Annotated in this window: 20 protein-coding genes; 11 read left to right on the forward strand and 9 right to left on the reverse strand. The window is 67.7% G+C overall.

The window, feature by feature from the left end; all coding sequences use genetic code 11:
- The first annotated feature begins 46 nt into the window (after positions 1-46).
- On the forward strand, positions 47-3,232 hold the full coding sequence (ileS, locus tag DU502_RS13395; protein ID WP_121920341.1) for an isoleucine--tRNA ligase: 3,186 nt from the start codon (positions 47-49) through the stop codon (positions 3,230-3,232).
- Between the two features lie 108 nt (positions 3,233-3,340).
- Here ileS and DU502_RS13400 read toward each other — a convergent pair whose 3' ends face one another.
- Both DU502_RS13400 and aglM read right to left on the reverse strand, forming a co-directional pair.
- Positions 3,341-3,976, reverse strand: coding sequence for an OsmC family protein (locus DU502_RS13400; RefSeq protein ID WP_158601166.1), 636 nt, complete (start codon positions 3,974-3,976; stop codon positions 3,341-3,343).
- 434 nt (positions 3,977-4,410) lie between these two features.
- Entirely contained in the window at positions 4,411-5,721 is a 1,311-nt protein-coding gene (gene aglM, locus DU502_RS13405) for a UDP-glucose 6-dehydrogenase AglM (protein WP_121920339.1), read from the reverse strand.
- Positions 5,722-5,830: 109 nt separating this feature from the next.
- Here aglM and DU502_RS13410 point away from each other — a divergent pair, with 109 nt between their 5' ends.
- The 4 genes from DU502_RS13410 (at position 5,831) to DU502_RS13425 (ending at position 10,741) form a co-directional block, all read left to right on the forward strand.
- Positions 5,831-7,024 (forward strand): sugar phosphate nucleotidyltransferase, encoded by a 1,194-nt coding sequence (locus tag DU502_RS13410; RefSeq protein WP_121920338.1) that lies wholly within the window; start codon positions 5,831-5,833, stop codon positions 7,022-7,024.
- Positions 7,025-7,058: 34 nt separating this feature from the next.
- Complete coding sequence (gene glmS, locus DU502_RS13415; RefSeq protein ID WP_121920597.1) at positions 7,059-8,867, forward strand: glutamine--fructose-6-phosphate transaminase (isomerizing); 1,809 nt, start codon at positions 7,059-7,061, stop codon at positions 8,865-8,867.
- A 78-nt stretch (positions 8,868-8,945) separates the two neighbouring features.
- On the forward strand, positions 8,946-10,130 hold the full coding sequence (glmU, locus tag DU502_RS13420) for a bifunctional sugar-1-phosphate nucleotidylyltransferase/acetyltransferase (RefSeq protein ID WP_121920337.1): 1,185 nt from the start codon (positions 8,946-8,948) through the stop codon (positions 10,128-10,130).
- Between the two features lie 62 nt (positions 10,131-10,192).
- The gene (locus DU502_RS13425; protein ID WP_121920336.1) at positions 10,193-10,741 is read left to right on the forward strand and encodes a hypothetical protein; all 549 of its coding nucleotides are present in this window, start codon (positions 10,193-10,195) and stop codon (positions 10,739-10,741) included.
- A 9-nt stretch (positions 10,742-10,750) separates the two neighbouring features.
- On the opposite strand, the gene DU502_RS13430 is transcribed toward DU502_RS13425, so the two are convergent.
- Positions 10,751-11,953 carry an FAD-dependent oxidoreductase gene (locus tag DU502_RS13430; protein ID WP_121920335.1) on the reverse strand — a complete coding sequence of 401 codons (1,203 nt, stop codon included), beginning with the start codon at positions 11,951-11,953 and terminating at the stop codon, positions 10,751-10,753.
- A 107-nt stretch (positions 11,954-12,060) separates the two neighbouring features.
- On the opposite strand from DU502_RS13430, the gene DU502_RS13435 reads away from it, so the two are divergent.
- The gene (locus tag DU502_RS13435; RefSeq protein ID WP_121920334.1) at positions 12,061-12,726 is read left to right on the forward strand and encodes a phosphoglycolate phosphatase; all 666 of its coding nucleotides are present in this window, start codon (positions 12,061-12,063) and stop codon (positions 12,724-12,726) included.
- Positions 12,726-13,238, forward strand: a complete 513-nt coding sequence (locus tag DU502_RS13440; RefSeq protein ID WP_121920596.1) for an HPP family protein — start codon at positions 12,726-12,728, stop codon at positions 13,236-13,238. The genes DU502_RS13435 and DU502_RS13440 overlap by 1 nt, the downstream gene beginning before the upstream one ends.
- On the opposite strand, the gene cutA is transcribed toward DU502_RS13440, so the two are convergent.
- Together cutA and DU502_RS13450 are read right to left on the reverse strand one after the other, a co-directional pair.
- Positions 13,235-13,573: a divalent-cation tolerance protein CutA gene (gene cutA / locus DU502_RS13445; protein WP_121920333.1), complete on the reverse strand. Its 339-nt coding sequence runs from the start codon at positions 13,571-13,573 to the stop codon at positions 13,235-13,237. The genes DU502_RS13440 and cutA overlap by 4 nt on opposite strands.
- A 7-nt stretch (positions 13,574-13,580) precedes the next feature.
- On the reverse strand, positions 13,581-13,790 hold the full coding sequence (locus tag DU502_RS13450) for an HEWD family protein (protein ID WP_121920332.1): 210 nt from the start codon (positions 13,788-13,790) through the stop codon (positions 13,581-13,583).
- An 82-nt stretch (positions 13,791-13,872) separates the two neighbouring features.
- Between DU502_RS13450 and DU502_RS13455 the strand changes: the two genes are divergently transcribed.
- From DU502_RS13455 to DU502_RS13465, 3 genes are all read left to right on the forward strand, one after another.
- The gene (locus DU502_RS13455) at positions 13,873-14,436 is read left to right on the forward strand and encodes a class I SAM-dependent methyltransferase (RefSeq protein WP_121920331.1); all 564 of its coding nucleotides are present in this window, start codon (positions 13,873-13,875) and stop codon (positions 14,434-14,436) included.
- A gap of 181 nt (positions 14,437-14,617) precedes the next feature.
- Positions 14,618-15,541 carry an alkaline phosphatase family protein gene (locus DU502_RS13460; protein ID WP_121920330.1) on the forward strand — a complete coding sequence of 308 codons (924 nt, stop codon included), beginning with the start codon at positions 14,618-14,620 and terminating at the stop codon, positions 15,539-15,541.
- 88 nt (positions 15,542-15,629) lie between these two features.
- Entirely contained in the window at positions 15,630-15,779 is a 150-nt protein-coding gene (locus DU502_RS13465; protein ID WP_121920329.1) for a rubrerythrin-like domain-containing protein, read from the forward strand.
- A gap of 2 nt (positions 15,780-15,781) precedes the next feature.
- On the opposite strand, the gene DU502_RS13470 is transcribed toward DU502_RS13465, so the two are convergent.
- Both DU502_RS13470 and DU502_RS13475 read right to left on the reverse strand, forming a co-directional pair.
- The gene (locus DU502_RS13470) at positions 15,782-16,729 is read right to left on the reverse strand and encodes a DUF368 domain-containing protein (protein WP_121920328.1); all 948 of its coding nucleotides are present in this window, start codon (positions 16,727-16,729) and stop codon (positions 15,782-15,784) included.
- 6 nt (positions 16,730-16,735) lie between these two features.
- Entirely contained in the window at positions 16,736-19,930 is a 3,195-nt protein-coding gene (locus DU502_RS13475; protein ID WP_121920327.1) for an oligosaccharyl transferase, archaeosortase A system-associated, read from the reverse strand.
- A 123-nt stretch (positions 19,931-20,053) separates the two neighbouring features.
- Between DU502_RS13475 and aglG the strand changes: the two genes are divergently transcribed.
- Positions 20,054-21,004, forward strand: coding sequence for a glucosyl-dolichyl phosphate glucuronosyltransferase (aglG, locus tag DU502_RS13480; protein WP_121920326.1), 951 nt, complete (start codon positions 20,054-20,056; stop codon positions 21,002-21,004).
- On the opposite strand, the gene DU502_RS19120 is transcribed toward aglG, so the two are convergent.
- Both DU502_RS19120 and DU502_RS13490 read right to left on the reverse strand, forming a co-directional pair.
- Positions 20,919-21,473, reverse strand: a complete 555-nt coding sequence (locus DU502_RS19120) for a PIN domain-containing protein (RefSeq protein ID WP_158601165.1) — start codon at positions 21,471-21,473, stop codon at positions 20,919-20,921. The two genes, aglG and DU502_RS19120, sit on opposite strands and share 86 nt — an antisense overlap.
- On the reverse strand, positions 21,383-21,607 hold the full coding sequence (locus DU502_RS13490; protein ID WP_121920324.1) for an antitoxin VapB family protein: 225 nt from the start codon (positions 21,605-21,607) through the stop codon (positions 21,383-21,385). The genes DU502_RS19120 and DU502_RS13490 overlap by 91 nt, the downstream gene beginning before the upstream one ends.
- Positions 21,608-21,647 lie beyond the last annotated feature (40 nt).

Here is a 21,647-nt window from a genome sequence, read left to right on the forward strand (position 1 = left end):
GACGCGCGACCACCGTTTTGATATACGCGCGGGAATTGGGTCGGGTATGGACGACGCCGACGACGTCAGCGACCAGTACGCCCCCGAGGACGTGGAGTCCTCGGTGAACGCGTACTGGGACGAACACGACGCCTACGAGGCGGCGAAGGAGGCCCACGCGGACGACCCGCCCTTCTTCTTCGTCGACGGCCCGCCGTACACGAGCGGCCAGATGCACCTCGGCACGGCGTGGAACAAGACGCTGAAAGACGCCATCCTCCGCTACAAGCGGATGTCGGGGTTCGACGTGACCGACCGCCCCGGCTACGACATGCACGGCCTCCCCATCGAGGTGAAAGTCGAGGAGGAACTCGGTTTCGACTCCAAGAAGGACATCGAGGAGTACGGGATGGAGGCGTTCATCGAGGAGTGCAAGTCGTTCGCCGAGGAAAATCGGGAGAAGATGGACGAGGACTTCCAATCCATCGGCGCGTGGATGGACTGGGACGACCCCTACCGCACGGTGTCGCCGGAGTACATGGAGGCGACGTGGTGGGCGTTCCAGCAGGTCCACGAGAACGGCCTCGTCGAACGCGGCAAGCGCGCCATCAACCAGTGTCCGCGGTGTGAGACGGCCATCGCCGACAACGAGGTCGAGTACCACGAAATCGAGTCCCCCTCCATCTACGTCAAGTTCTCCCTGCAGGACCGCGAGGGCTCGCTCGTCATCTGGACGACGACGCCGTGGACCATCCCGGCCAACGAGTTCGTCGCCGTCGACCCCGAGATGACGTATCAGGCCGTGGAAGCGACGAAGGACGGCGAGACGGAGACGCTCTACGTCGCCGAGCCCTGCGTCGAGGACGTCCTCCGCGAGGGCCGGTACGAGGACTACGAAGTCGCCGCGGAGTTCACGGGCGAGGAACTCGTGGGCTGGCAGTACGATCACCCGCTGGCCGACGAGGTGCCGGATCACGCCACCGGCGAGGGTGTCGGGCAGGTGTACGCCGCCGACTACGTCGAAGCCGACCGCACCGGTCTCGTCCACTCCGCACCCGGCCACGGGCAGGAAGACTTCGAACGCGGGCAGGAACTCGGTCTGCCCGTCTTCTCGCCCGTCGCCGGCGACGGCACCTTCACCGACGAGGCCGGGGCGTACGCCGGGCAGTTCGTCCGCGACGCCAACGACGACATCATCGCGGATCTGGAGGCGAACGGCCGCCTGCTGTCGTCGGGCACGCACTCTCATCGCTACGGACAGTGCTGGCGGTGCGATACGGACATCGTCTACCTCGCCACCGACCAGTGGTTCATCACCGTCACCGACGTGAAAGAAGAGCTGTTGGAAAACATCGAGGACAGCGAGTGGCACCCGCAGTGGGCACGGGACAACCGGTTCAAGAACTTCGTCGCGGACGCCCCGGACTGGAACGTCTCGCGCCAGCGCTACTGGGGGATTCCGCTGCCCGTCTGGGTGCCCGAGGACGACCCGAACCCGAGCGCGGAGGACATCCTCGTCGTCGGCACGCGCGAGGAACTCGCGGAGCGTGCGGATGGGGAGGTCGACCCCGAGACCATCGACCTGCATCGCCCGAGCGTCGACCCCATCACCATCACGGAGGACGGCACCACCTACGAGCGCGTGCCGGACGTGTTCGACGTGTGGATCGACTCCTCGGTGGCGACGTGGGGTACCCTCGACTATCCGGGTGAGACGGAGGCGTTCGACGACCTCTGGCCCGCCGATCTGATCGTCGAGGCCCACGACCAGACCCGCGGCTGGTTCTGGTCGCAGTTGGGCATGGGCACCGCCGCCCTCGGCCAGATTCCGTACGAGGAGGTCGTCATGCACGGCTTCGCCAACGACAGCGAGGGCCGGAAGATGTCGAAGTCGCTCGGCAACATCGTCACGCCACAGGAGGCCATCGACCGCTTCGGGCGTGACCCCCTGCGCGCCTACCTCATGAGCCACGATCAGCACGGCGTCGACCTCTCCTTCGAGTGGGAGGGGCTGGGCGAGATGCAGTCGACGCTCAACATCTTCTGGAACGTCTTCCGATTCCCCCTGCAGTACATGGCACTCGACGACTACGACCCCGCCGATGCCGACCTCTCCGATGGGGAACTGACCGTCGTCGACGAGTGGGTGCTCTCGCGCCTGCAGTCCGTCAAAGCTGAAGCCAGCGAGGCGTGGGACGACTACGCCGTCCACGACGCACTCAACGCCGTCCTCGAGTTCGTCACCGAGGACGTCTCCCGCTTCTACGTGAAGGCCATCCGGGAACGGATGTGGGAGGAGGCCGACTCGGCCTCGAAACGCGGCGCCTACGCCACGCTCGCGACGGTCCTCGACGAGACGATTCGCCTGCTGGCTCCCGTCACCCCCTACCTCGCGGAGGAGATGTACCAGATCCTCGACGGCGAGGCGACGACGGTCCACCAACTCGCCTATCCGACCGTCGACGACGACTGGCACGACCCCGACCTCGAAACCGACGTGGCCGTCCTCCGGGCGGTGGAGGAAGCGGCGGCGAACGCCCGCCAGCAGGGTGGTCGCAAGCTCCGCTGGCCCGTCCCGCGCGTGATCGTCGAGACCGAAGACGCCGACGTGGCCGACGCGGTGCAGTCACTCTCCGACCTGCTGGCCGACCGGGTGAACGCCCGCGCCATCGAGGTGGTCGACGCCTTCGACGAACTGGTCGAACGCGCCGAACCCGAGATGGGCGTGATCGGTCCCGCCTTCGGCGGCGACGCACAGGAGGTCATGGCGGCGGTCGAGGGTCTGCGCCGTGAGGACCTCGAAGCCGACGACTTCGTCGTCACCGTCGACGGCGAGGACTACGAGTTGACCGACGAGATGGTGTCGTTCCGCGCCGAACCGCCAGAGAACGTCGCCAGCGCCGACTTCGACCTGACCCTCGACGGCGACCGCACGGGCGGCACCGTCTACGTCGACACGTCGCTGACCGACGACATCGAGTCGGAGGGCTACGCTCGCGACGTGGTCCGGCGGATTCAGGAGATGCGCAAGCGACTGGAGCTGGACGTGGACGAGCGCATCCGCACGCGGGTCGACGTGGACGACGACCGGGTCGCCGGCTTCGTCGACGAACATCGCGACCTGATCGCCGAGGAGACGCGAACGGCCGAGTTCGCCGCCGACGCCGACGGCCTCGTCGAGGAGTGGGAGGTCGAAGGCGTCGGCGTCACCATCGGTATCGAGCGCTTGGAAGCGGAACAGCGGGCGGCCTGACTTCGTCGAGTCGAGGGTGATTCCGGCGGCCACCGCTTCGGACGTGGGTGGACGGTAAACGAGGAAGCGACAGCGAAGTGGTGCAAAAATCGGGTGAAGCGGTACGGCTCAGCGTGCCCGGTCGGACATCCGGGACACCTGCGGGGAGCCCTCGTGTCCGAGCGCCATCAGATTGTAGACGGGCGAGCGGGTGACCCACTCACCGACTCGGTCGACGATGTCGTCGCCGAGGTCCTCTCCGCTGACCTGAATGTCGATCCGGAGATCACCGTACATGTTCGTGGGGGTTCCGTCGGCGTCTCGGGGCGCTTCCAGACCGAGGAAGACCGACGGATCGAAGTCGACCGAAACCGTCGTCTCGAGTTCGTCGATGTCGACGCCGGCCTGTGCCGAACTCAGCGAGATTGCTCCGTTGATGCAGGCGGTCAGGGACGCCAGGGCGACCTCGATGGCCTCCTCTCTGTCGGTCGGATCGACGAATCCGACGGCCTCCTCGACTTCTTTGTGGCCGCCGAAGTGCTGGGTGTACCCGCGAGCGACGCGGTCGAACTCTTGACCGCCGAGCATGTACGACTGCGTCTGCGAGCGGGTGTGTAGCACGCGACCCTCGTCGGTACCAACCGCGCTCAGTACGAACTGGACGGCTTCCGGGTTCTCCTCGGCGTACGTGAGGAACTCCTCGTGGGCCGCCATATCGATGCCGTGGACTGGTCGCTTCGCTTGGGGTTGTGTGTTTGTTGACATTGTTCTCTCCATAGCTTCTCAAGGAATCGTCGCCCAGCCCCGCCAGCGGCTCCGAGGTGCGGTCCGCTGAGAATCGTATATATATATATATATATACGCGAGAAGAGTATATATACTCCTCTGACACACCTGCAGTACCCACGACACGTGCCGTCCGTGAGATTCGTTCGTATCCGGGTACTCCTCGAACGGAAGCCGACGTGGTGCGATGAACACGGCCGCCCCTAGTCATAGGGATTCTCGGAAGTCATCATAGAGTCTCGCCGGACCGACTCGGCGAGACTCTATGGACCGTTACGATACTCCCTATCAGCACGCGAATTGTGTCGGTTGTTGAGGATGTCACCGAGGAGGATTGCTGTATTGCCGGCACTACGTCGACCGTTCGGCGGCGCACCGGTACCGACCTCCAGCAGGGCCGACAACCGCTCCGCCTACCACGTCAGCCCTTCGTACGTGATGCCCTCCCGACGCTCGACGATCCGGCGGCCGTCGATCACGACCGAGTTCGACATCAGGTCGAACTCCCGATCCAGCTCGCCGAACTCCGGCCAGTCCGTGACGATCAGCGCGGCGTGGGCGCCCGACAGCGTCGGCGACGGCGAGGCGAGATACTCCACGTCGGGGAAGTGTTTGGCCATGTTGTCCCGCGCGGCGGGGTTGGGGTCGTAGGCGATGACGTCCGCGCCGCGTTCCTGTAGCCCTTCGATGATCGGAATGGCCCGCGAGTTGCGCACGTCGTCCGTCCCGGGTTTGAACGCGAGGCCGAGGACGGCCACCCGTTTCCCTTCTACGTCGACGTGGTCGTCCATCAGATCGAGCATGCGCTGGGGTTGGCGGTCGTTCACGTCGATGGCCGCCTGCAGGAGTTCGGGGTCGTACCCCTGCTCCCTGGCGGCGGCGACGATGGCGTTCACGTCCTTCGGGAAGCAACTGCCGCCCCAGCCGACACCGCTGCGGAGGAACTGCTCGCCGATGCGGTCGTCGAGGCCGATAGCGTCGGCCACCTCGTAGGCGTCGACGCCGTACTCCTTGCAGATGTTCCCGAGTTCGTTGATGAGGCTGACCTTCGCGGCGAGGAAGGCGTTGTTGGCGTACTTGATGATCTCGGCCTCGCGGAGGCCGGTCTCGACGACGGGCACGTCGTCGTCGTCGTCGAGGAGGGGTGCGTACACTGATTCGAGCGCCTCGCGGGCGCGATCGTCGTCGTCCGTCCCGAAGACGAGTTTGTCGGGGTCAGTGAAGTCGGACACGGCGCTGCCCTCACGCAGGAACTCGGGATTGACTGCGAGGCCGAAGTCGACGCCGATCCGGCCGCCGGATTCGAGTTCGAGCGCCGGCCCGATCACGTTCTCGGTCGTGCCGGGGACGACCGTACTCTTGACGACGACGGTGGGGTAGCCCTCGATGTCCGCGAGGACGCCACCGAGCGCCTCGGCGCCGGCTTCGATGGTCGACGTGTCGATGCTCCCGTCGTCGTTCGAGGGGGTGGGGAGCGCGAGAAAGATCACCTCGGGACGGAAGTCGACGAGGTCCTCGTACTCGGTCGTCGCGAACAGCGATTCGCCGGCGTACCGGCCGAGCAAGTCGTCGAGGTCGGGTTCGGATATCGGCGCCGCGCCGTCGTTCAACTTCGTGACGACCGCCTCGTCGACGTCGACGTTCATCACATCGTGGCCCAGATCGGCGAAACAGGCCGCGATGGTCGTTCCCACGTAGCCGCTTCCGACGATACCGATCTTCATCGTGTACGGATGGCGAGGCCGGCACAAAGAGGGTTCGGATGCCCACTCGGCCGAGACGGTGGCCGAATCCCCACGAGGGCTTATTAGTAGTCATTCCGAATACAGGTTCATGCAACTCGACTCCGCGGTCGTTCTCGCGGCCGGTGAGGGGACACGTCTCCGGCCGCTGACGAAACACCGGCCGAAGCCGTTGCTCCCCGCCGCGAACCGCCCGATTCTGGCGTACGTCCTCGACGCGTTGATCGACGCCGGAATCGACGACCTCCACCTCGTCGTCGGCTATCAGCGCGACCGGGTGCAGGATCACGTCGGACCGACCTACCGCGGCCGCACCGTCACCTACCACGTGCAGGAGAAGCAACTCGGCACCGGTCACGCGGTGTTGCAGGCCCGCGACGCCATCGACGCGGACTTCCTCGTCGTCAACGGCGACGAGGTGGTGACGGCGGCGATGGTGGAGGCGGTGATGGACGCCCACTCCAGAACCGACGCGGCGACGCTCGGCATCGTCGAGAGCGACCGCGCGGCGGAGTACGGCGCCGTCCGTCTCGACGGCGACCGGATCGTCGAACTCGTCGAGCGGCCACAAGACGACACCTACCGCCTGCTGAACGCCGGCATCTACGCCTGCGGCCCCTCGCTCCTCGCCGACATCGAGTCCACGGAACGCCGGGCGGGCGAACTCCACCTGACCGACGCCATCGCGGATCAGATCAGGGGGGGCAACGCCGTCCGTGGCGTCCGGATCGAGGGGCTGTGGTCCACCGCGACCTACCCGTGGGACCTGCTGACCGTGGCGCGCGACCTGCTGGCGATCGGCCACGTCGACGAACCCGAACGCTCGCGGGGCGTCTACGTCGACGAGACGGCGAGCGTCCACGACGACGCCACCCTCCGCCCGCCGGTCGTCGTCGGCCCGGACGCGGTGATCGGCCCCGGCGCCGTCGTCGGCCCGGACACCGCGCTGGGGCGGAACACGACCGTCGACGCCGGCGCCGTCGTCGAGGGGTCGGTCCTCGACATCGACAGTCGCGTCGGGTCGAACGCGACGGTCGTCGACGCCGTCACCGGGCAGGGCGTGACCGTCGGCCCCGGCGCGACCGTCCCCGGCGGCGACGCCGACGTGCGCGTCGGCACGACGATCCACGAGAACCGCCGACTCGGCTGTGTCGCCGCCGATCGTGCCGAAATCGGCGGCGGCGCCACCGTCGCCCCGGGGACGCTCATCGGCCCCGACGCGAGCGTGGGCACCGGCGCACACGCGAGCGACATCGTCCCCGGGAGCACGGAGGTGCGGCGATGACGCGACCACCGACGGTAGCGAGGAGGTGCCGCTGATGTGTGGCATCATCGGCTACGTCGGCGACGACGACGAGACGCTCTCGGTCCTGCTCGACGGCCTCTCGAATCTGGAGTACCGCGGCTACGACTCCGCCGGCGTCGCCGTCGGCGGCGACGGCCTCCGCGTCGAGAAGCGAGCGGGACAACTCGACGCGCTGGAGACGGCACTCGACGGGGACGGCGGCGCGTTCGCCGGTCCCGTCGGCATCGCGCACACCCGCTGGAGCACGCACGGCCCGCCGACGGACGCGAACGCCCACCCACACACCGACGCGTCGGGGCGGGTCGCCGTCGTCCACAACGGCATCATCGAGAACTACCGCGACCTCCGTGACGAACTCGAAGCCGACGGCGTGACGTTCGCCTCCGAGACGGACACCGAAGTCGTCCCGCACCTGGTGGCGCAGGAACTCCGACGTGGCCGCGACCCCGAAGCAGCGGTGCGGGCGACGACGGATCGGCTCGAGGGGAGTTACGCCCTCGCCGTCGTCGTTGCGGGGACAGACGCGCTGTTCGCCGTGCGCCACGACTCCCCCCTCGTCCTCGGCGTGGGCGACGGCGAGTGCTTCGTCGCCAGCGACGTGCCCGCCTTCCTCGAACGCACCCGCGACGTGGTGTATCTCGACGACGACGAGTTCGTCCGCCTCGACGCCGAAGGGTGGACGGTGACGGACGCCGAGGGTTCGGTGGTCGACAAAGACGTACGCACCGTCGAGTGGGAAGCCGAACAGACCGGCAAGAGCGGGTACGACCACTACATGCTCAAGGAGATTCACGAGCAGCCCCTCTCGCTCCGCCAGTGTCTCAGCGGCCGGATCGACGAACTCGACGGCCGGATCACGGTCGAGGAACTCGACGACCTGAGCGACCACGAGACGGTGCAGTTCGTCGCCTGCGGCACCTCCTACCACGCCGCACTCTACGGCGCGCAACTCCTGCGGGCGGCCGGCGTCGCCGCCAACGCCTACTACGCCCACGAGTACGCCACGTCGCCGGCGCCCGTCTCCACGGCGGACCTCGTGGTCGGCGTGACCCAGAGCGGCGAGACGGCGGACACGCTGAGCGCGCTCCGGGAGGCCAGCCGGCGGGGTGCCGAGACGCTCGCGCTCACGAACGTCGTCGGCAGCACCGCCGCCCGCGAGGCGGATCACGTCCTCTACATCCGCGCCGGCCCGGAGATCGGCGTCGCCGCGACCAAGACGTTCTCCTCGCAACTGATCGGCGTCAACCTGCTCACGTCCCATCTCACCGACCGCGGAGTGAAACGGCGGCGTGACTTCGTCGACGACCTGCGGGGGATCGCCAACGACGTGCAGGCCGTCCTCGACGAGTCCGAGGCGGCCGCCGTCGTGGAGGAGTTCGTCGACAGCGACGCCTTCTTCTTCCTCGGTCGGGGGCTTGACTACCCCGTCGCACTGGAGGGGGCGCTGAAGTTCAAGGAGATCACGTACGAACACGCGGAGGGGTTCGCAGCCGGCGAGTTGAAACACGGTCCGCTAGCGCTCGTCACCGCGAACACGCCAATCTTCGCCGTCATCACGGGCGAGGGCGAGGCGGCGAGAAAGACCATCGGCAACGTAAAAGAGGTGGAGGCGCGGGACGCGCCGGTCGTGGTGGTGACCGACGGCGTCGCGGAGGCGGGCCGGTACGCCGATCACGTCCTCGAAATCCCGACGACCGACGAACGGCTGGCGCCCCTGCTCGCGAACGTCCAGCTCCAGCTCGTCGCCTACCACATGGCCGCACACCTCGACCGGGAAATCGACAAGCCGCGGAATCTGGCCAAGAGCGTGACGGTGGAGTAGGGGCGGGAAACTCTCGACGGGGCCGGGACTCACGATACGGGCACAATCCCTTTGTCGGCCCTCGTTCTCTCCACGCCCATGCAGACCGTCGTCCTCGCGGCCGGGGAAGGAACGCGCATGCGTCCGCTCACCGACCGCCGTCCGAAACCCACCCTGCCCGTCGCGGATCGGACTCTCGTCGAACACGTCGTCGACGGCGCCGTCGACGCCGGCGCGAACCGTGTCGTCGTCGTCGTGGGCTACGCGGCCGACGCCGTCCGCGACGCCCTCGGTGACCGGGACGTGGCGTTCGCCGTTCAGGAGCGCCAGCGCGGCACGGCCGACGCCGTTCGCGCCGCTCGCGACGAACTCGACGACGCCCCCTTCGCCGTCCTGAACGGTGACGTGCTCTACGACCGCGACTCGCTGTCCCGCCTGTACGACGCCGGCCCCGCGGTGGGCGCGTACCGCGTCGACGACCCCGAAAACTACGGTGTGCTGGAGCTAGAGGACGACCGCGTGCGGGGTGTGATCGAGAAGCCCGCGAATCCGACCTCGAACCTCGTCAACGCCGGCGCGTACGTCTTTCCCGCGGTGGCCCGCGACTGGCTCGACGTGGCCGAGAGCGACCGCGGCGAGTACGAACTCACGGACGTGCTGACGCGCGCCTGCGAGACGGGTGAGGTGCGAGCGGTGCCCGTGGACCGCTGGCTCGACGTGGGACGGCCGTGGGAACTCCTCGCCGCCAACGAGTGGAAACTCGGTGATCTGGAGCGCCGGATCGCCGGCGACGTGCATCCCGACGCCGACCTCCGCGGGGCGGTCGTGGTCGAGGACGGGGCGACGGTGGACGCCGGCGTCGTGATCGAAGGCCCGGCGCTCGTCCGGTCGGGTGCGAGCGTCGGGCCGAACGCCTACGTTCGGGGCGCGACGCTGATCGGTGCGGGCGCGAAAGTCGGCCACGCAGTCGAGATCAAAAACAGTGTACTGATGGCGGGTGCGACGGTCGGCCACCTCTCCTACGTCGGTGACAGCGTGCTGGGACGCGACGTGAACTTCGGTGCCGGCACGACCGTCGCCAATCTCCGCCACGACGACGGCGACGTGATCGTCCGGGTGAAAGGCGATCCCACCTCGACGGGACGCCGCAAGTTCGGCGTCGTCTGCGGCGACGACGCAAAGACGGGCATCGACACGGCGCTGAACGCGGGCGTCGTCCTCGGGACCGAGGCACGGACGACACCGGGCGAGACGGTGACGCGGGATCGCGGCCGGTCGCCCTGACTCCGGACGAACGTTTTTGATAGTCGACCGATAACTCGGCGTGAGAGCCGACACGTCAGCGCATGGCACAGTACGAACCGTTCGAGGAGGGGGTCGAGGCCCGGGGGAGAGTCATCATCGCCATCGAGGAGGGACTCTCGCGGTTCCGCGAGACGTACCGGACACGGGTGCAGGCGGTGCTGTCCGAGAAAGATATCGACGATCCCAATCCGGACGACTGGTACGCGCAGACGGCCGAACTCGGCGTACTGGAGATGATCGCCGAGGAACTGGAGCCACACCTGCTGGATCGACTGGGCGAGCAGATTCCGGCGGTCGCCAAGTGGCCCGAAGGCGTCTCGGGCGTCGCGGACGGCCTGCGCTCCATCGACGACGCCTATCACCGCAATCACCGCGGCGGCGACATCGGTCACTACCACTTCGAGAAGATCGAGGACGGCCGCGGTCGAGTCGTCTGTCGGAACCCCTACCCCTGTCCGTTCGACCGCGGCCTGATCCGGGCGGTGGCGAAACGGTACTCGCCGGTCGAGTCCTTCGTCTTCGTCGAGGAGCGTGGCGAGACCTGTCGGCGCGAGGGCGGGGAGCGGTGTACGTACGTGGTTCACTGGTAAACGCGTCGGCTACCGCCCGTCCGCCGGCGCGTCGACGCCGAATTCGTCGAGTAGCCCGTCGAGTTCGGCGGGGTCGTCCGCGCCGGGAAGCGGCCGCTCCGCCGTCCGACAGGCCGCCGAGACGCCCAGTCGATCACACACCCGGTCGGCCGTCGCCTCGGCCATCCGCCGGTAGGTGGTGAGTTTGCCGCCGACGATGGTGTAGAGGCCGGCCGCACCCTCGTCGCGGTGGCCGAGCAGGGCGAAGTCACGCGAGATAGCGCGGGCATCGCCTCGCGCCGCTTCGTCCGGCGCGTAGAGCGGGCGGACGCCCCAGTAGGTACGCCGGACCGGGGCGTCGACGCCGGGACACATCGCCGCACACTCCGCGACCGTTCGCTCGACTTCCGCATCCGTCCGCTCGAAGTCGTCCGGATCGCCGACGGCGACGCTCGTGGTTCCGAGGACCGCCTCGTCGGCGCGTGGAACGACGATGTCGCCGTCCGCGGGCGGGCGACACCGGTTCAACACGGCGTCGACGCCGGGGTTCGGAACGGCGACCATCACGCCGCGGGTGGGGCGCATGGGCACCGAGACGCCGGCGAGCGCGGCACACTCCTCGGCCCACGGACCGGTGGCGTTGACGACGGTGTCGGCACGGATCGTCGCGTCGAGGCGCCCGCCCACGTCGACTCGGTCGATCTCGCCGCCGTCGACGTGGATGTCCTCGACCGGCGCGTGGGTGTGGAGCGTCGCGCCCGCGTCCCGGGCCGCGTGGGCGTTGGCGACGACCAGTCGTGCCGGGGAGACGACGGCGTCGGGGACGGCGAGAGCGCGCTCGACCGCCGGACTCGCCTCGGGCACGCGCTCACGGAACGCGGCGCCCGAGAGCGTCTCGACGGCCATCCCCAGTTCCTCGCAGGCCGTCCGCTTGCGCTCGAAGTAGTCCGGGTCGTCGCCGTCGAGGTGGAGGAAGTAGCCGCCCGTCTCCTCGATGCAAGCGGGGGCGATGTCGCGGAGAATCCGGTTCTCGGCGAGACAGGCCGCGGCGTCGTCGGAGTCGGTCTCGGCGTACCGAGCGCCGCTGTGGAGAACGCCGTGCGAGCGGCCGGTGGTGCCCGCGGCGAGGGCGCCGCGTTCGACGAGCGTCGTGTCGACGCCGCGGAGCGCGAGGTCACGGGCGACGCCGACGCCGGTCGCGCCGCCGCCGATCACGAGGGCGGTCGTCCGCATAGCTCCGAGTGTGCGAGCGGGTCACTTCACGGCGTCGGTTGCGGGGACGGGTGTGACGCTCGTCCCGTGACGCGGCGTTTATCACGCCCGACCCGCTGGATCGGGGTATGGTGCCGCCGCTCGTGCTCGACATCGACGGAACGCTGACCACGCCGACGGGCGGGATCGACCCCCGTGCCTTCGAGGCGTTGCCGGCGTGGGACGCCCCCATCGTCCTCGCGACGGGCAAGGCGTTTCCCTATCCGGTCGCGCTCTGTCACTTTCTCCAGATTCCCGAGCAGGTGATCGCGGAACACGGCGGCGTCGTCTACGCCGACGACGAGGTGCGGGTGACGGTCGACTCCGAGCGGCCGTGGCAGGCGGCGGAGGCGTTCGTCGACCGCGGCGGCGACCTCGGGTGGGGCGCCGCGGATACGGTCAACCGCTGGCGGGAGACGGAGGTGGCGGTCAACCTCGACGCCGACGAGGCGCTCCTCCGCGCCGTCGCCGAGGAGTTCGACCTCGACGTGGTCGATACGGGTTACGCCTACCACCTCGTGACGCCGGGCGTCGCGAAGGGTGACGGGCTCCGGTCAGTGGCGACGGCGCTCGGCCTCGACCCCGCCGACTTCGTCGCCGTCGGAGACAGCGAGAACGACGTGTCGACGTTCGAGGCGGCCGGCGAATCCTTCGCCGTCGCGAACGCGGACGACCGGGCGCGTGCCGCCGCCGACCACGTCACCGACGGGGCGCATATGGACGGCACGCTGGAGGTCCTCGCGGCGCTACAGTGATCAGTCGCCACCGCCTCGGGACGAGCTGCTACGCGGGCGTCCTGTTTACCGTCCTCGGCGCCGTCGCGTGGCTCAGCGGCCAGCCGTTCGTCTTCCCGAGTCTCGGCCCCTCGGCATTCCTGCTCGCCTTCGAGCGGCGGGGCGACCGAAGTCGGCTGTTTCGCGTCGTCGCCAGCCACGCCATCGGCGGCGTCGCCGGCCTCCTCGCGTACACCGCACTCGGCGCGGGCGCGACGCTCACCGCGACGCCGCCGGGGTCGGCCGCCGGCCTCCACCTCGTCGCCAGCGGCATCTGTTCCATCGTCCTCACCAGTTGGGGGATGATCGCCACCGACACGAACCACGCGCCGGCGTGTGCGACGACGCTCATCGTCTCGCTCGGCCTGCTGTCGACGCCGATGCAGGTGGCCACTATCGTCGTGAGCGTCGTCGTCCTCGTCGTCGTCCACGGCGCCGTCGTCGCGGGATTCGAACGCGTCGTCGGGGACACTCACCCGCGCTACGCGGACTAATCCGAGACGGCGTCCGCACACCACGCCGCGAACGGGTCGTGGGCGTCCGCGGCGTCGATCCGTTCGATACAGGGCACCCCGTGGGGATGCCACTCGACGATTCGGTCGGTCAGATCCGCGTAGCGCTCGGCCGTCGTCTTCGCCAGCAGAATCGACTCCGCGCCCTCGTGAACGGCGCCGTCCCAGCGGTAGGTAGAGGTGCAGTCGACGACGTTGACGCAGGCGGCGAGTCGCGCGTCGACGAGGCGGCGCGCGAGGTCGGCCGCGGCGTCGCGGGGAGCGGTAACGTAGGCCGTCACCGGCGCGTCCGCGTCGGCGCTTGCGTCGTCGGTCATCGCTCGGCTACGCGTCGGCGTCGGCCGCGTCCCCGTCCATCTCGATGGGGACGAACGTACCGTTGATGTCCCACTCGTGGATGCAGTACACGTTGCCGGCGATTCGCTCGCCGTCGTCGCGCGCGACGCGCCAGGTGCTCGTCGCGTCGTTCCAGACCTCCTTCCGCCCGCAGTCCTCACACTGCCGGGCGGTCGGCTTCCTGATAGTGACGCCCATGACTGGGAATAGCACCGGGTGGGGATTTAACGTTGTCTCAAGCGCGCGAGCCACTTATCACGGCTCGCCGGCACATCTCGGTATGGGCTTTCACACGTTCGACAGCGACCGGGCGGACGCCTTGGAAGACGCCGCCGAGCGGTATCGCTACTGCTCCCGCGAGGAACTCCACGGCCTCGTCGCGCCCCACGCGGAGATGCACCTCGCCGACATCGGGAGCGGCACCGGCTTCTACACCGACGATCTCGCCCCCCATGCCGGGACCGTCTACGCCGTCGACGTGCAGGCGACCATGCACGACCACTACCGCGAGAAAGGGGTGCCCGACAACGTCGAACTCGTCGAGGCCGACGCCACGGACCTCCCGTTCGCGGCGGACGAACTCGATACGGTCGTCTCGACGATGACGTTCCACGAGTTCGCGGACGAGGCGGCGTTGCGGGAGGTGGCCCGCGTCCTCCGCCCCGGCGGCCGACTCGTCACCGTCGACTGGGACCGCGACGGCGCCGGGGACGCCGGCCCGCCACGCGACGAGACGTACGGCCTCGACGACGCCGTATCCCTCCAGACCGACGCGGGCTTCGTCGTCGAACGCGCGGAACGCCGTCCGGAGACGTTCGTGACGGTGGGACGGCTCGACGAGTGATCGCCGTTCGTGCGGAACGCCGCCCGGAGACGTTCACGAGAGCGATGCTCTCGTGAGCCGACCAGAACGCGAAGCGTTCTGGTGCGGTTCGTGACGGTTGGGCGGCTCGACGGCTGAACAGGGTCACGCCGGTACGGATCCAGAAAGACCATATTCGAGGGTCGGTTCTACGGTACGTAGCATGGGCCTGGCTGACGGACTCTATCGCCGCATCCGGTCAGACGGCGTCGTCGGAGGGGTGAAGCGAGCGGTTGTCGACGGTGTGAACATCTACTCCGGGAAAGCTGGTCGACATATCAACTACGGCCAGCGACCACTCGACGAGGAGTGGGATATTCTCGTCTTACTCGACGCGTGTCGCTACGATCTGTTCACGGAGTTCGCACCGACACACGCGGTGCAGGAGCGATTCGAATCGGTCGACAGCGTGTATTCGTGTGCCAGTACGAGCAAGGAGTGGATGCGGAAAGTGTACGAGGAGGCAGAAGCCGAGACGTTGCAGGACATCCACCTCGTGAGCGCGAACGGTTGGGAGCCGAAGGAGGTCGACCTCTCGAAGTTCGGGGCGGTGACGCCGGTCTGGGAACACACGGATTTCGATATCGGGACCATCCGCCCACAGAAGGTGACGGATGCTGCCGTCCACGCCGGTCGTTCGTCGGACTGTGAGCGGTTCATCGTCCACTACATGCAACCACACGCCCCGTTCATTCACTGTGCGGGGAAATACGACAGTGTCAACGATCACCCCGGTCAGGGACGGAGTCAGAACGTGTGGGAAGGCCTCAAAGAAGGCAAATACGACAGGACAGAGGTGTGGAACGACTACGGGACGAATCTCCTATCGGTACTCGATCACGTCGAGACGCTCGCGGAGAACATGTCCGGCCGGATGGTCGTCTCCGCCGATCACGGCAACGCACTCGGGGAGTGGGGCATCTACGGCCACCCGGGCTACGTCCCACTGCCAGCACTGAAACGCGTTCCGTGGGCGACTATCGACGCGTCCGACGAACACACCTACGAACCGGACGATCCGCTCGAACCCGGGCTAGCCGAGTCCGATGTCGACGAGCATCTCCGGGCGCTCGGCTACAAGATGTGACGACAGGGCCGACGATCGTAGACCGAGCCACTCGATTTTGCGGCACCGAAACAGTCATCTATATGAACATTGTACGCACGTCACGAGTATGCGTCACAATCTCATAGATCCGTACAGTCCGGAGGGTGGGTACTACGAGTGCCGGTCCTGTGCGCACCGTGAGGCGAGCGACGAACGGGTGACCGCCTGTCCGGAGTGTGGGTCGGACGTGCGGAACCTCGCCGTCCCGCGGGAGTAACGCTACACCGACGAGATGGCGATACTGTCGGTGTAGTACTCGAGGAGGGCGACGGCGACGGCACCGACGACGGCCGCGAGTCCGAACGCCAGGAGTGCGTCGCCCGTCCACCCGGCAGCCAGATTCTCGCCCGCTTTCACTACCGGGGCACGTAGCGCACCCACGACCAGACTCACGAGGAAGGAGAGCGTCGCGTAGCGATACCGGACGAGCGCCCAGCGGACGGCGTGGGCGACGGTAAAGAGGCCGATCACGGCGCCGACGAGGAAGGCGATCACGGTCGTCGCCGGATCGAGGAGCGTCTCGGCCGAGCCGCCGACGAGGAGGCCGACGAGGCCGTCGACGAAGGCGGTCAGCCGGGCGACGAGGAACTGGTACTGCCCGAGGATGACGAGGATGAGCGATCCCGAGATGCCGGGGAGGACCATCGCGCTGATGGCGACGGCGCCGACGCCGACGGTGACGAGCGGCGAGGAGGGCAGGGCGGCGGCGGCGCGGCCGGCCGAGAGGTAGGCGAGGAGGAAGCCGGCGACGGCGGCGCCGACACGGCCCGGCGTGTCGAGCGACGCCTGCCGCGCGAGGACGACGGCCGACGCGGCGATGAGGCCGAAGAAGAATCCGAACGTGGCGACGGGTTCCGAGGCGAGCGCGACGTGGAGGATGCGCGTCACGACGAGGACGGCGGTGAGGATGCCGGTCCCGAGCGCGAGGAGGAAGGGACCGTCGACGGCGAAGAAGGCCTCGCGGGCGTCGTCGCAGTGTCCCGGAACCGGTGCGGCGAGCACCTGCACGATCCGCTCCGGCGTGACCGCGGTGATGGCGCCGATGAGGCGCTCGTAGATGCCGGTGATGAGCGCGATAGTGCCGCCAGAGACGCCGGGGACGGCGTCGGCGGCACCCATACAGACGCCTTTCAGGTAGACGACGAGCAGGGAGCGGAGGGCACGCATGCGGAGTTAGTTACGGGCGACTGCCGCGGCGGGGGCGCGAACGGCCGCCGTACCGTCGGCGACGGTCGCCCCCGACGAGGCGTCGTCGGTCGGCGTGGAGTCGGTTGTCGCGGAGTCCGTCGTGGGCTGGACCGGCTGGAGCGACTCCGACTGGTTACCACCACCGAGGGTCAGGTTCTGGAAGGGGTTGGTCCGGTTCAGCTCCACCTCGCGCTCGCCGGAGCTGTCGCCGTTGACCCGCCCCTCCTGAATCTGGATCTCGCCGCGGTACTGCACGAGCGTGTCGTTCTGGACGGCGAGCGCCGACTCGACGACGTAGGGGCCGGTCGCCCGAACGGCCACGTTCGTGTAGCCGTTCGACGGGCCGTACTCGTCGTACCCCGTCGTCGAGTAGGGGAGCGTCATCGTCAGTTCGCCGTCCTCGGTGGTTCGGGCCTCCTGCGTGTACGTGAACGTCTCGCCGGTCTCCGGAACCCGCATCGGCACGCGAGCGCGCACCGACGTGTTCGGCGGCAGGTCGTCGGCGGTGATGGTCGCGCCGGGCACCTTCTCGAAGGTCTTCACCCACGAGGGCTCGTAGAGGGTCTGACTCGACGGCGGCAGACCCGTGGCCGCGAAGGTTCGCCGCGCCGAGACGCGGTACTGCGAGGACTGATTGGCCGACGCCTCGCTCACCTTCACGAGCCGGTAATGTTCGAGCGCGGAGACCCGTTCGGCGGGGAACTGACCGATGCCACCGATCTGTGACGTGCTGTCGTTGGCGACGTACGCCCGCGCCGCGGACAGGTTGTCGAACTGCCGGACCATCCGGCCGTCCTGCGGGCCGGCGCGGATGGTGATCGTCTGCCCGCTCTGGGTCTGGGCCTGCCGGCGCTCCCAGTCGACGACGACCGGTTCCGGGGTCATCGCGCTCCCGTGGTAGGCGTACAGCCGCACCATCAGGCTCTCGTAGTAGCGCTGGTTTCGGAGCAGGAAGTTCGTCCGGAGGTTGCTGGTGTACACCGGATTGTAGAAGTCGGACTGCGTGACGTTCGCCCGGTCGTAGAAGACGGTCGGCGCGGCGAACTTCGCCCGCGGGTTGACCATCTGCCAGTCGACCATCACGTACCGTGTGCCCGCAGCCTCTTGGTCACGCTCACCGAGGGCGTTCTGGGCCGCGGACTCGTTGGGTGCGAGCAGGAAGTTCGCGGCGTCGGTCGACCCCTGCTGGAACGGGTTGGCGTTCGGAATACGGTGGCCACGCACCGTGATCCAGTGCCCGTAGTCCCACCACGACTGGACGCCGTAGGCACCGGCCGGGTAGTCGTAGTCCTGTGTCTGCTGGTACGTGCCGTAGTACTCCATCTCCTCCCCCGCGCCGCCGAGCGTGCCCGGCGCAGGCGTGTTCGACTCCATCCACTGGAGCGAGCCGTCCCACTCGGTGACCGCACCGGGCCCGGTCGACTCCGCGGACTCCCACGCCGTGTTACTCTGGTCGAAGGAGGGGTTGCCGCTGTTGCGGACGCTCATCGGGACGAGCAACACCGGCGTCACGATCAGCATGGCGGCGGCGAGGACGGCGAGCACCTGATACCCCTGTAGGTCGCGGACGGCTTCGATCGAGGCTCGATCCAAGTCGAGGTAGGCCAACACCTGCCCGAGCAGGTAGGCGTTGGCGATGGCGACGACCGGCGCGAGGTAGTAGTGGAACCGGATCTGTGTGAACGCCGCCATCGTCACGAACGCCGCCCACACCACGAACAGGAGTTTCTCCGCGTCGTAGTTGGTCTGGAGGACGGCGCCGAACAGGATGGCCGCGACCAACACGATGCCGATAATCTCCGAGACCACGCCGAAGGCGTCACCGATGGCTCGGAACGGTCCGGGCACGAGGAACAGGAAACCGAGGAGCGCGAGGCTCCCGACAGCGTAGCCGATCCGTTCGGTCTCGCCGTCACGCACCAGCGGTTTCGCGAGCATCCAGATGACGGCCGCCACGCCGGTAAAGAGCGTGAAGCCGTAATCGGAGAGGATGCGACCCGTGGCCGTCGTCAGGTTCTGCTGGAGGCTGGACGGCGAGAGGTAGGGCTGGGCCTCCGAAATCGTCCGCAGGCCGGCGGTGGCGCTGAATCCGACGAAGCTGAACACGTTCGACTGAATCGTCCCGAACAGCGACGGGAGAGCCACGGCGATGGCGCCGAGACCGACGAGAATCAGGCCGACGACGGCGACGGGATACAGCGAGCGGTCGAAATCCTGTCCGTCGAACAGCCGGGCGAGCCACGCCATGAACGCCGCGCCGGCGGCGACGGCGAGGGCGAGGACGGGCTGGAGGAGCGAGAAGTCGGTTGGCCCGAAGCTCATCGTGTCGAGCTGGAACAGCATGAGGAGGGCCGTGACGACCATCGAGACGACGCCGACGAAGGCGATGGGTTCGGGCGAGCCGCCGGTGACGTAGTCGCTGGAGAGCTGATAGACGAGGTAGACGCCGAAGATGCCGACGAGCAGGACGCCCGGCGGCCACACCCACATGTAGAGGGCGACCGCGACGCCGGCAACCCCGCTCCACAGCAGGGGATCACGGAGCGCGTCGATATCCCGGTCGAGGACGAGCTCCCACACCGGCGTCTCCCGCCGCGCGACCGCCAGCGCGACCATCAGGGCGAAGATAGCGATCACCTGGAAGAGCGGCTCGGCGATGTTGTGGTCGGCGAAGCCGACGAGGCCGCGCTGGAGGAACTGCCCCGGGAGGAGCAGGAGGACGACGGCACCGAAGAGGCCGGCGACGCGTCCGGCGAGGCGCTTGCCCACAGCGTACACCGGCACCGCGACGAGGGCGCCGAACACCGCCGGGGCAACCAGCAGCGTCTTCGCGACGGTGGTCGAGGAGGGACTGCCGAGGCCGACGACGAGCGCCGCCGTCGCGACCAGTTGGTCGTACAGCGTGCCGAACTGCCCGGCGTTCGTGCCGTACGGGAAGTTCGTCCACGGATCGTACGGCATCGTGAACGGCCAGTGTCGCACCGTGTACTCGACCTGTCGGAGGTGATACCAGGCGTCGTTGCCGGAGAAGTACACCATCCCGTTCTGGACGAAGTTGTCGTACGCCTGCAGACGGATGGCGAGCATCGCGGCAACGACGAGCACGAGCGCGGGGACGTGATACCAGTCGAAAAAGAGGTCTACGACCGACGAGGACCCCTGACTCTGATCGTCGCTCATTGGCCGAACGGACTGGGATTATGGGCATAAACCTTGTTATCTATCGATGGCCGGAACGGCTTTCCGGGCCGCGACGACGCCCAACGAAAACGCTTATTCGCGCCTCGGCGGAAGGTCGGAGCCATGCAGGTGTCGGTCGTCGTCTGTACGTACGCGATGGAACGATACGAGGCCTTCTCCGAAACCGTCGAGAGCGTCCTCGCCCAGACGTACGACCCGATGGAAGTCGTCCTCGTCGTCGACGGCAACGACGCCGTTTACGAGCGGGTACAGGAGGATTTCTGTCACATCGACCGCGTCGTCTGCCACAACAACGACGAGAACCGCGGCATCTCCTACAGCAGAACGAAAGGCGCCGAACTCGCCAGCGGCGACGTGGTGGCGATGATCGACGACGACGCCGTCGCCCACGCGGACTGGATCGAGAATCTGGTCGCGGTGTACGAGACGACGGACGCCGTCGCCGTCGGCGGCGACGTGCGCCCCGACTGGCAGACGGAGCGACCAACGTTCTTCCCCGAAGAGTTCTACTGGCTCGTTGGCTGCGTCGAACCCGGCTTCGCCGACGACGGCGAGGAGATTCGCAACGGCTACGGCTCGAACATCTCCTTTCGCCGCGACGCCTTCCTAGAGGCCGGCGGCTACGACACCCACACCGGCCGCCGCGGCGACAAACACATCCAGGCCCACGAGGCGCCGGTCTGCATCCGTATCCGCGAACAGACGGGCAAAGGCGTCATCTACACCGACGACGCCGTCGTCGATCACAAACTGTTCGACTACCGCGGCGACTTCGGCTGGCTCGTCGCTCGCTCGTTCTGGCAGGGGTATTCGAAGCGCGTGATGGCCCTACTCTACCCCGACGAGGACGGCGACGAGACGGACTACCTCCGATTTCTCTTTCTCGACCGAGTGCCGCGCCGGCTGAAAGGATGTGTGACCGCACCCTCTGTGGCTGCGGTCCTGCAGGTTCTGGCCATCGTCGTCTTCACCGGCGCCGTGGGGCTTGGCTATCTCTACGCACTCCTGACGCCAGGACTACTGGAGAAAGTGCAGACTGTCGAGGATCAGTAAGTCCGAACCCGGAGGTCCGGCACCGACTCGAATCGGAATCGCTGGTGACGAGTTTCTGTCCGTGTTCGAGAGCGGTTGCGGCAATCACGCAGTCGTTGAATCCGAGTGGTGACCCCGACTCCATCAGTTCCGCCTGAAGCCGACCCGCACGGCGAGCACACCCTCGACCGAACTCCAGCCACAGCAACGATTCGAGGAGTTCCTCGGTTCGACGGTACTCCTGAACCGAGCCCAGATTCGCCCCGATCCAGAGTTCTGCCGCGGTGACGGGAGCCACCGCGTGTCGCTCGGCTCGCTCGTCGAGATCGGTCATCACCGCTCTGGCCCCCTCATCGCCGTCGAGAACGTCGATCAGGAACGACGTGTCGAGACAGGCCCTCAGTCGTAGAGTCGGTCGAGTCGGTCGGCGTTCCGCTCGCGCCCCGCCTCGATGGCCGCTCGCGCTCGGTCTGTCGTCTCGGCGTTCCACGCACCCCAGAACTCCGACAGCCGTCGACGCCCCAGTAGCCGGTCGATGGCCTCACCGAAGCTCTCGTCTGGACGGCGTTCCTCCCGCAGTTTCTCGTACACGTCCTCGGGGATCGAGATGTTCTTGCTCCCCATACCTACCTGTGTGTGCTATGTGTGTAAAAATGTAGCCGCG

It is taken from the genome of Haloplanus aerogenes, from assembly GCF_003856835.1.
In the GTDB taxonomy this organism is placed as follows: domain Archaea; phylum Halobacteriota; class Halobacteria; order Halobacteriales; family Haloferacaceae; genus Haloplanus; species Haloplanus aerogenes.

Excerpts from the sequence above, each read along its gene's own strand:
- DU502_RS13465 (WP_121920329.1), top strand. The coding sequence starts at position 15,630 with ATGCGTCACAATCTCATAGATCCGTACAGTCCGGAGGGTGGGTACTAC.
- DU502_RS13470 (WP_121920328.1), bottom strand. The coding sequence starts at position 16,729 with ATGCGTGCCCTCCGCTCCCTGCTCGTCGTCTACCTGAAAGGCGTCTGT.
- DU502_RS13400 (WP_158601166.1), bottom strand. The coding sequence starts at position 3,976 with ATGTCAACAAACACACAACCCCAAGCGAAGCGACCAGTCCACGGCATC.
- DU502_RS13475 (WP_121920327.1), bottom strand. The coding sequence starts at position 19,930 with ATGAGCGACGATCAGAGTCAGGGGTCCTCGTCGGTCGTAGACCTCTTT.
- DU502_RS13410 (WP_121920338.1), top strand. The coding sequence starts at position 5,831 with ATGCAACTCGACTCCGCGGTCGTTCTCGCGGCCGGTGAGGGGACACGT.
- DU502_RS13425 (WP_121920336.1), top strand. The coding sequence starts at position 10,193 with ATGGCACAGTACGAACCGTTCGAGGAGGGGGTCGAGGCCCGGGGGAGA.
- DU502_RS13490 (WP_121920324.1), bottom strand. The coding sequence starts at position 21,607 with ATGGGGAGCAAGAACATCTCGATCCCCGAGGACGTGTACGAGAAACTG.
- DU502_RS13450 (WP_121920332.1), bottom strand. The coding sequence starts at position 13,790 with ATGGGCGTCACTATCAGGAAGCCGACCGCCCGGCAGTGTGAGGACTGC.
- ileS (WP_121920341.1), top strand. The coding sequence starts at position 47 with ATGGACGACGCCGACGACGTCAGCGACCAGTACGCCCCCGAGGACGTG.
- DU502_RS13430 (WP_121920335.1), bottom strand. The coding sequence starts at position 11,953 with ATGCGGACGACCGCCCTCGTGATCGGCGGCGGCGCGACCGGCGTCGGC.
- DU502_RS13435 (WP_121920334.1), top strand. The coding sequence starts at position 12,061 with ATGGTGCCGCCGCTCGTGCTCGACATCGACGGAACGCTGACCACGCCG.
- DU502_RS13455 (WP_121920331.1), top strand. The coding sequence starts at position 13,873 with ATGGGCTTTCACACGTTCGACAGCGACCGGGCGGACGCCTTGGAAGAC.
- aglG (WP_121920326.1), top strand. The coding sequence starts at position 20,054 with ATGCAGGTGTCGGTCGTCGTCTGTACGTACGCGATGGAACGATACGAG.
- cutA (WP_121920333.1), bottom strand. The coding sequence starts at position 13,573 with ATGACCGACGACGCAAGCGCCGACGCGGACGCGCCGGTGACGGCCTAC.
- DU502_RS13460 (WP_121920330.1), top strand. The coding sequence starts at position 14,618 with ATGGGCCTGGCTGACGGACTCTATCGCCGCATCCGGTCAGACGGCGTC.
- glmS (WP_121920597.1), top strand. The coding sequence starts at position 7,059 with ATGTGTGGCATCATCGGCTACGTCGGCGACGACGACGAGACGCTCTCG.
- glmU (WP_121920337.1), top strand. The coding sequence starts at position 8,946 with ATGCAGACCGTCGTCCTCGCGGCCGGGGAAGGAACGCGCATGCGTCCG.
- aglM (WP_121920339.1), bottom strand. The coding sequence starts at position 5,721 with ATGAAGATCGGTATCGTCGGAAGCGGCTACGTGGGAACGACCATCGCG.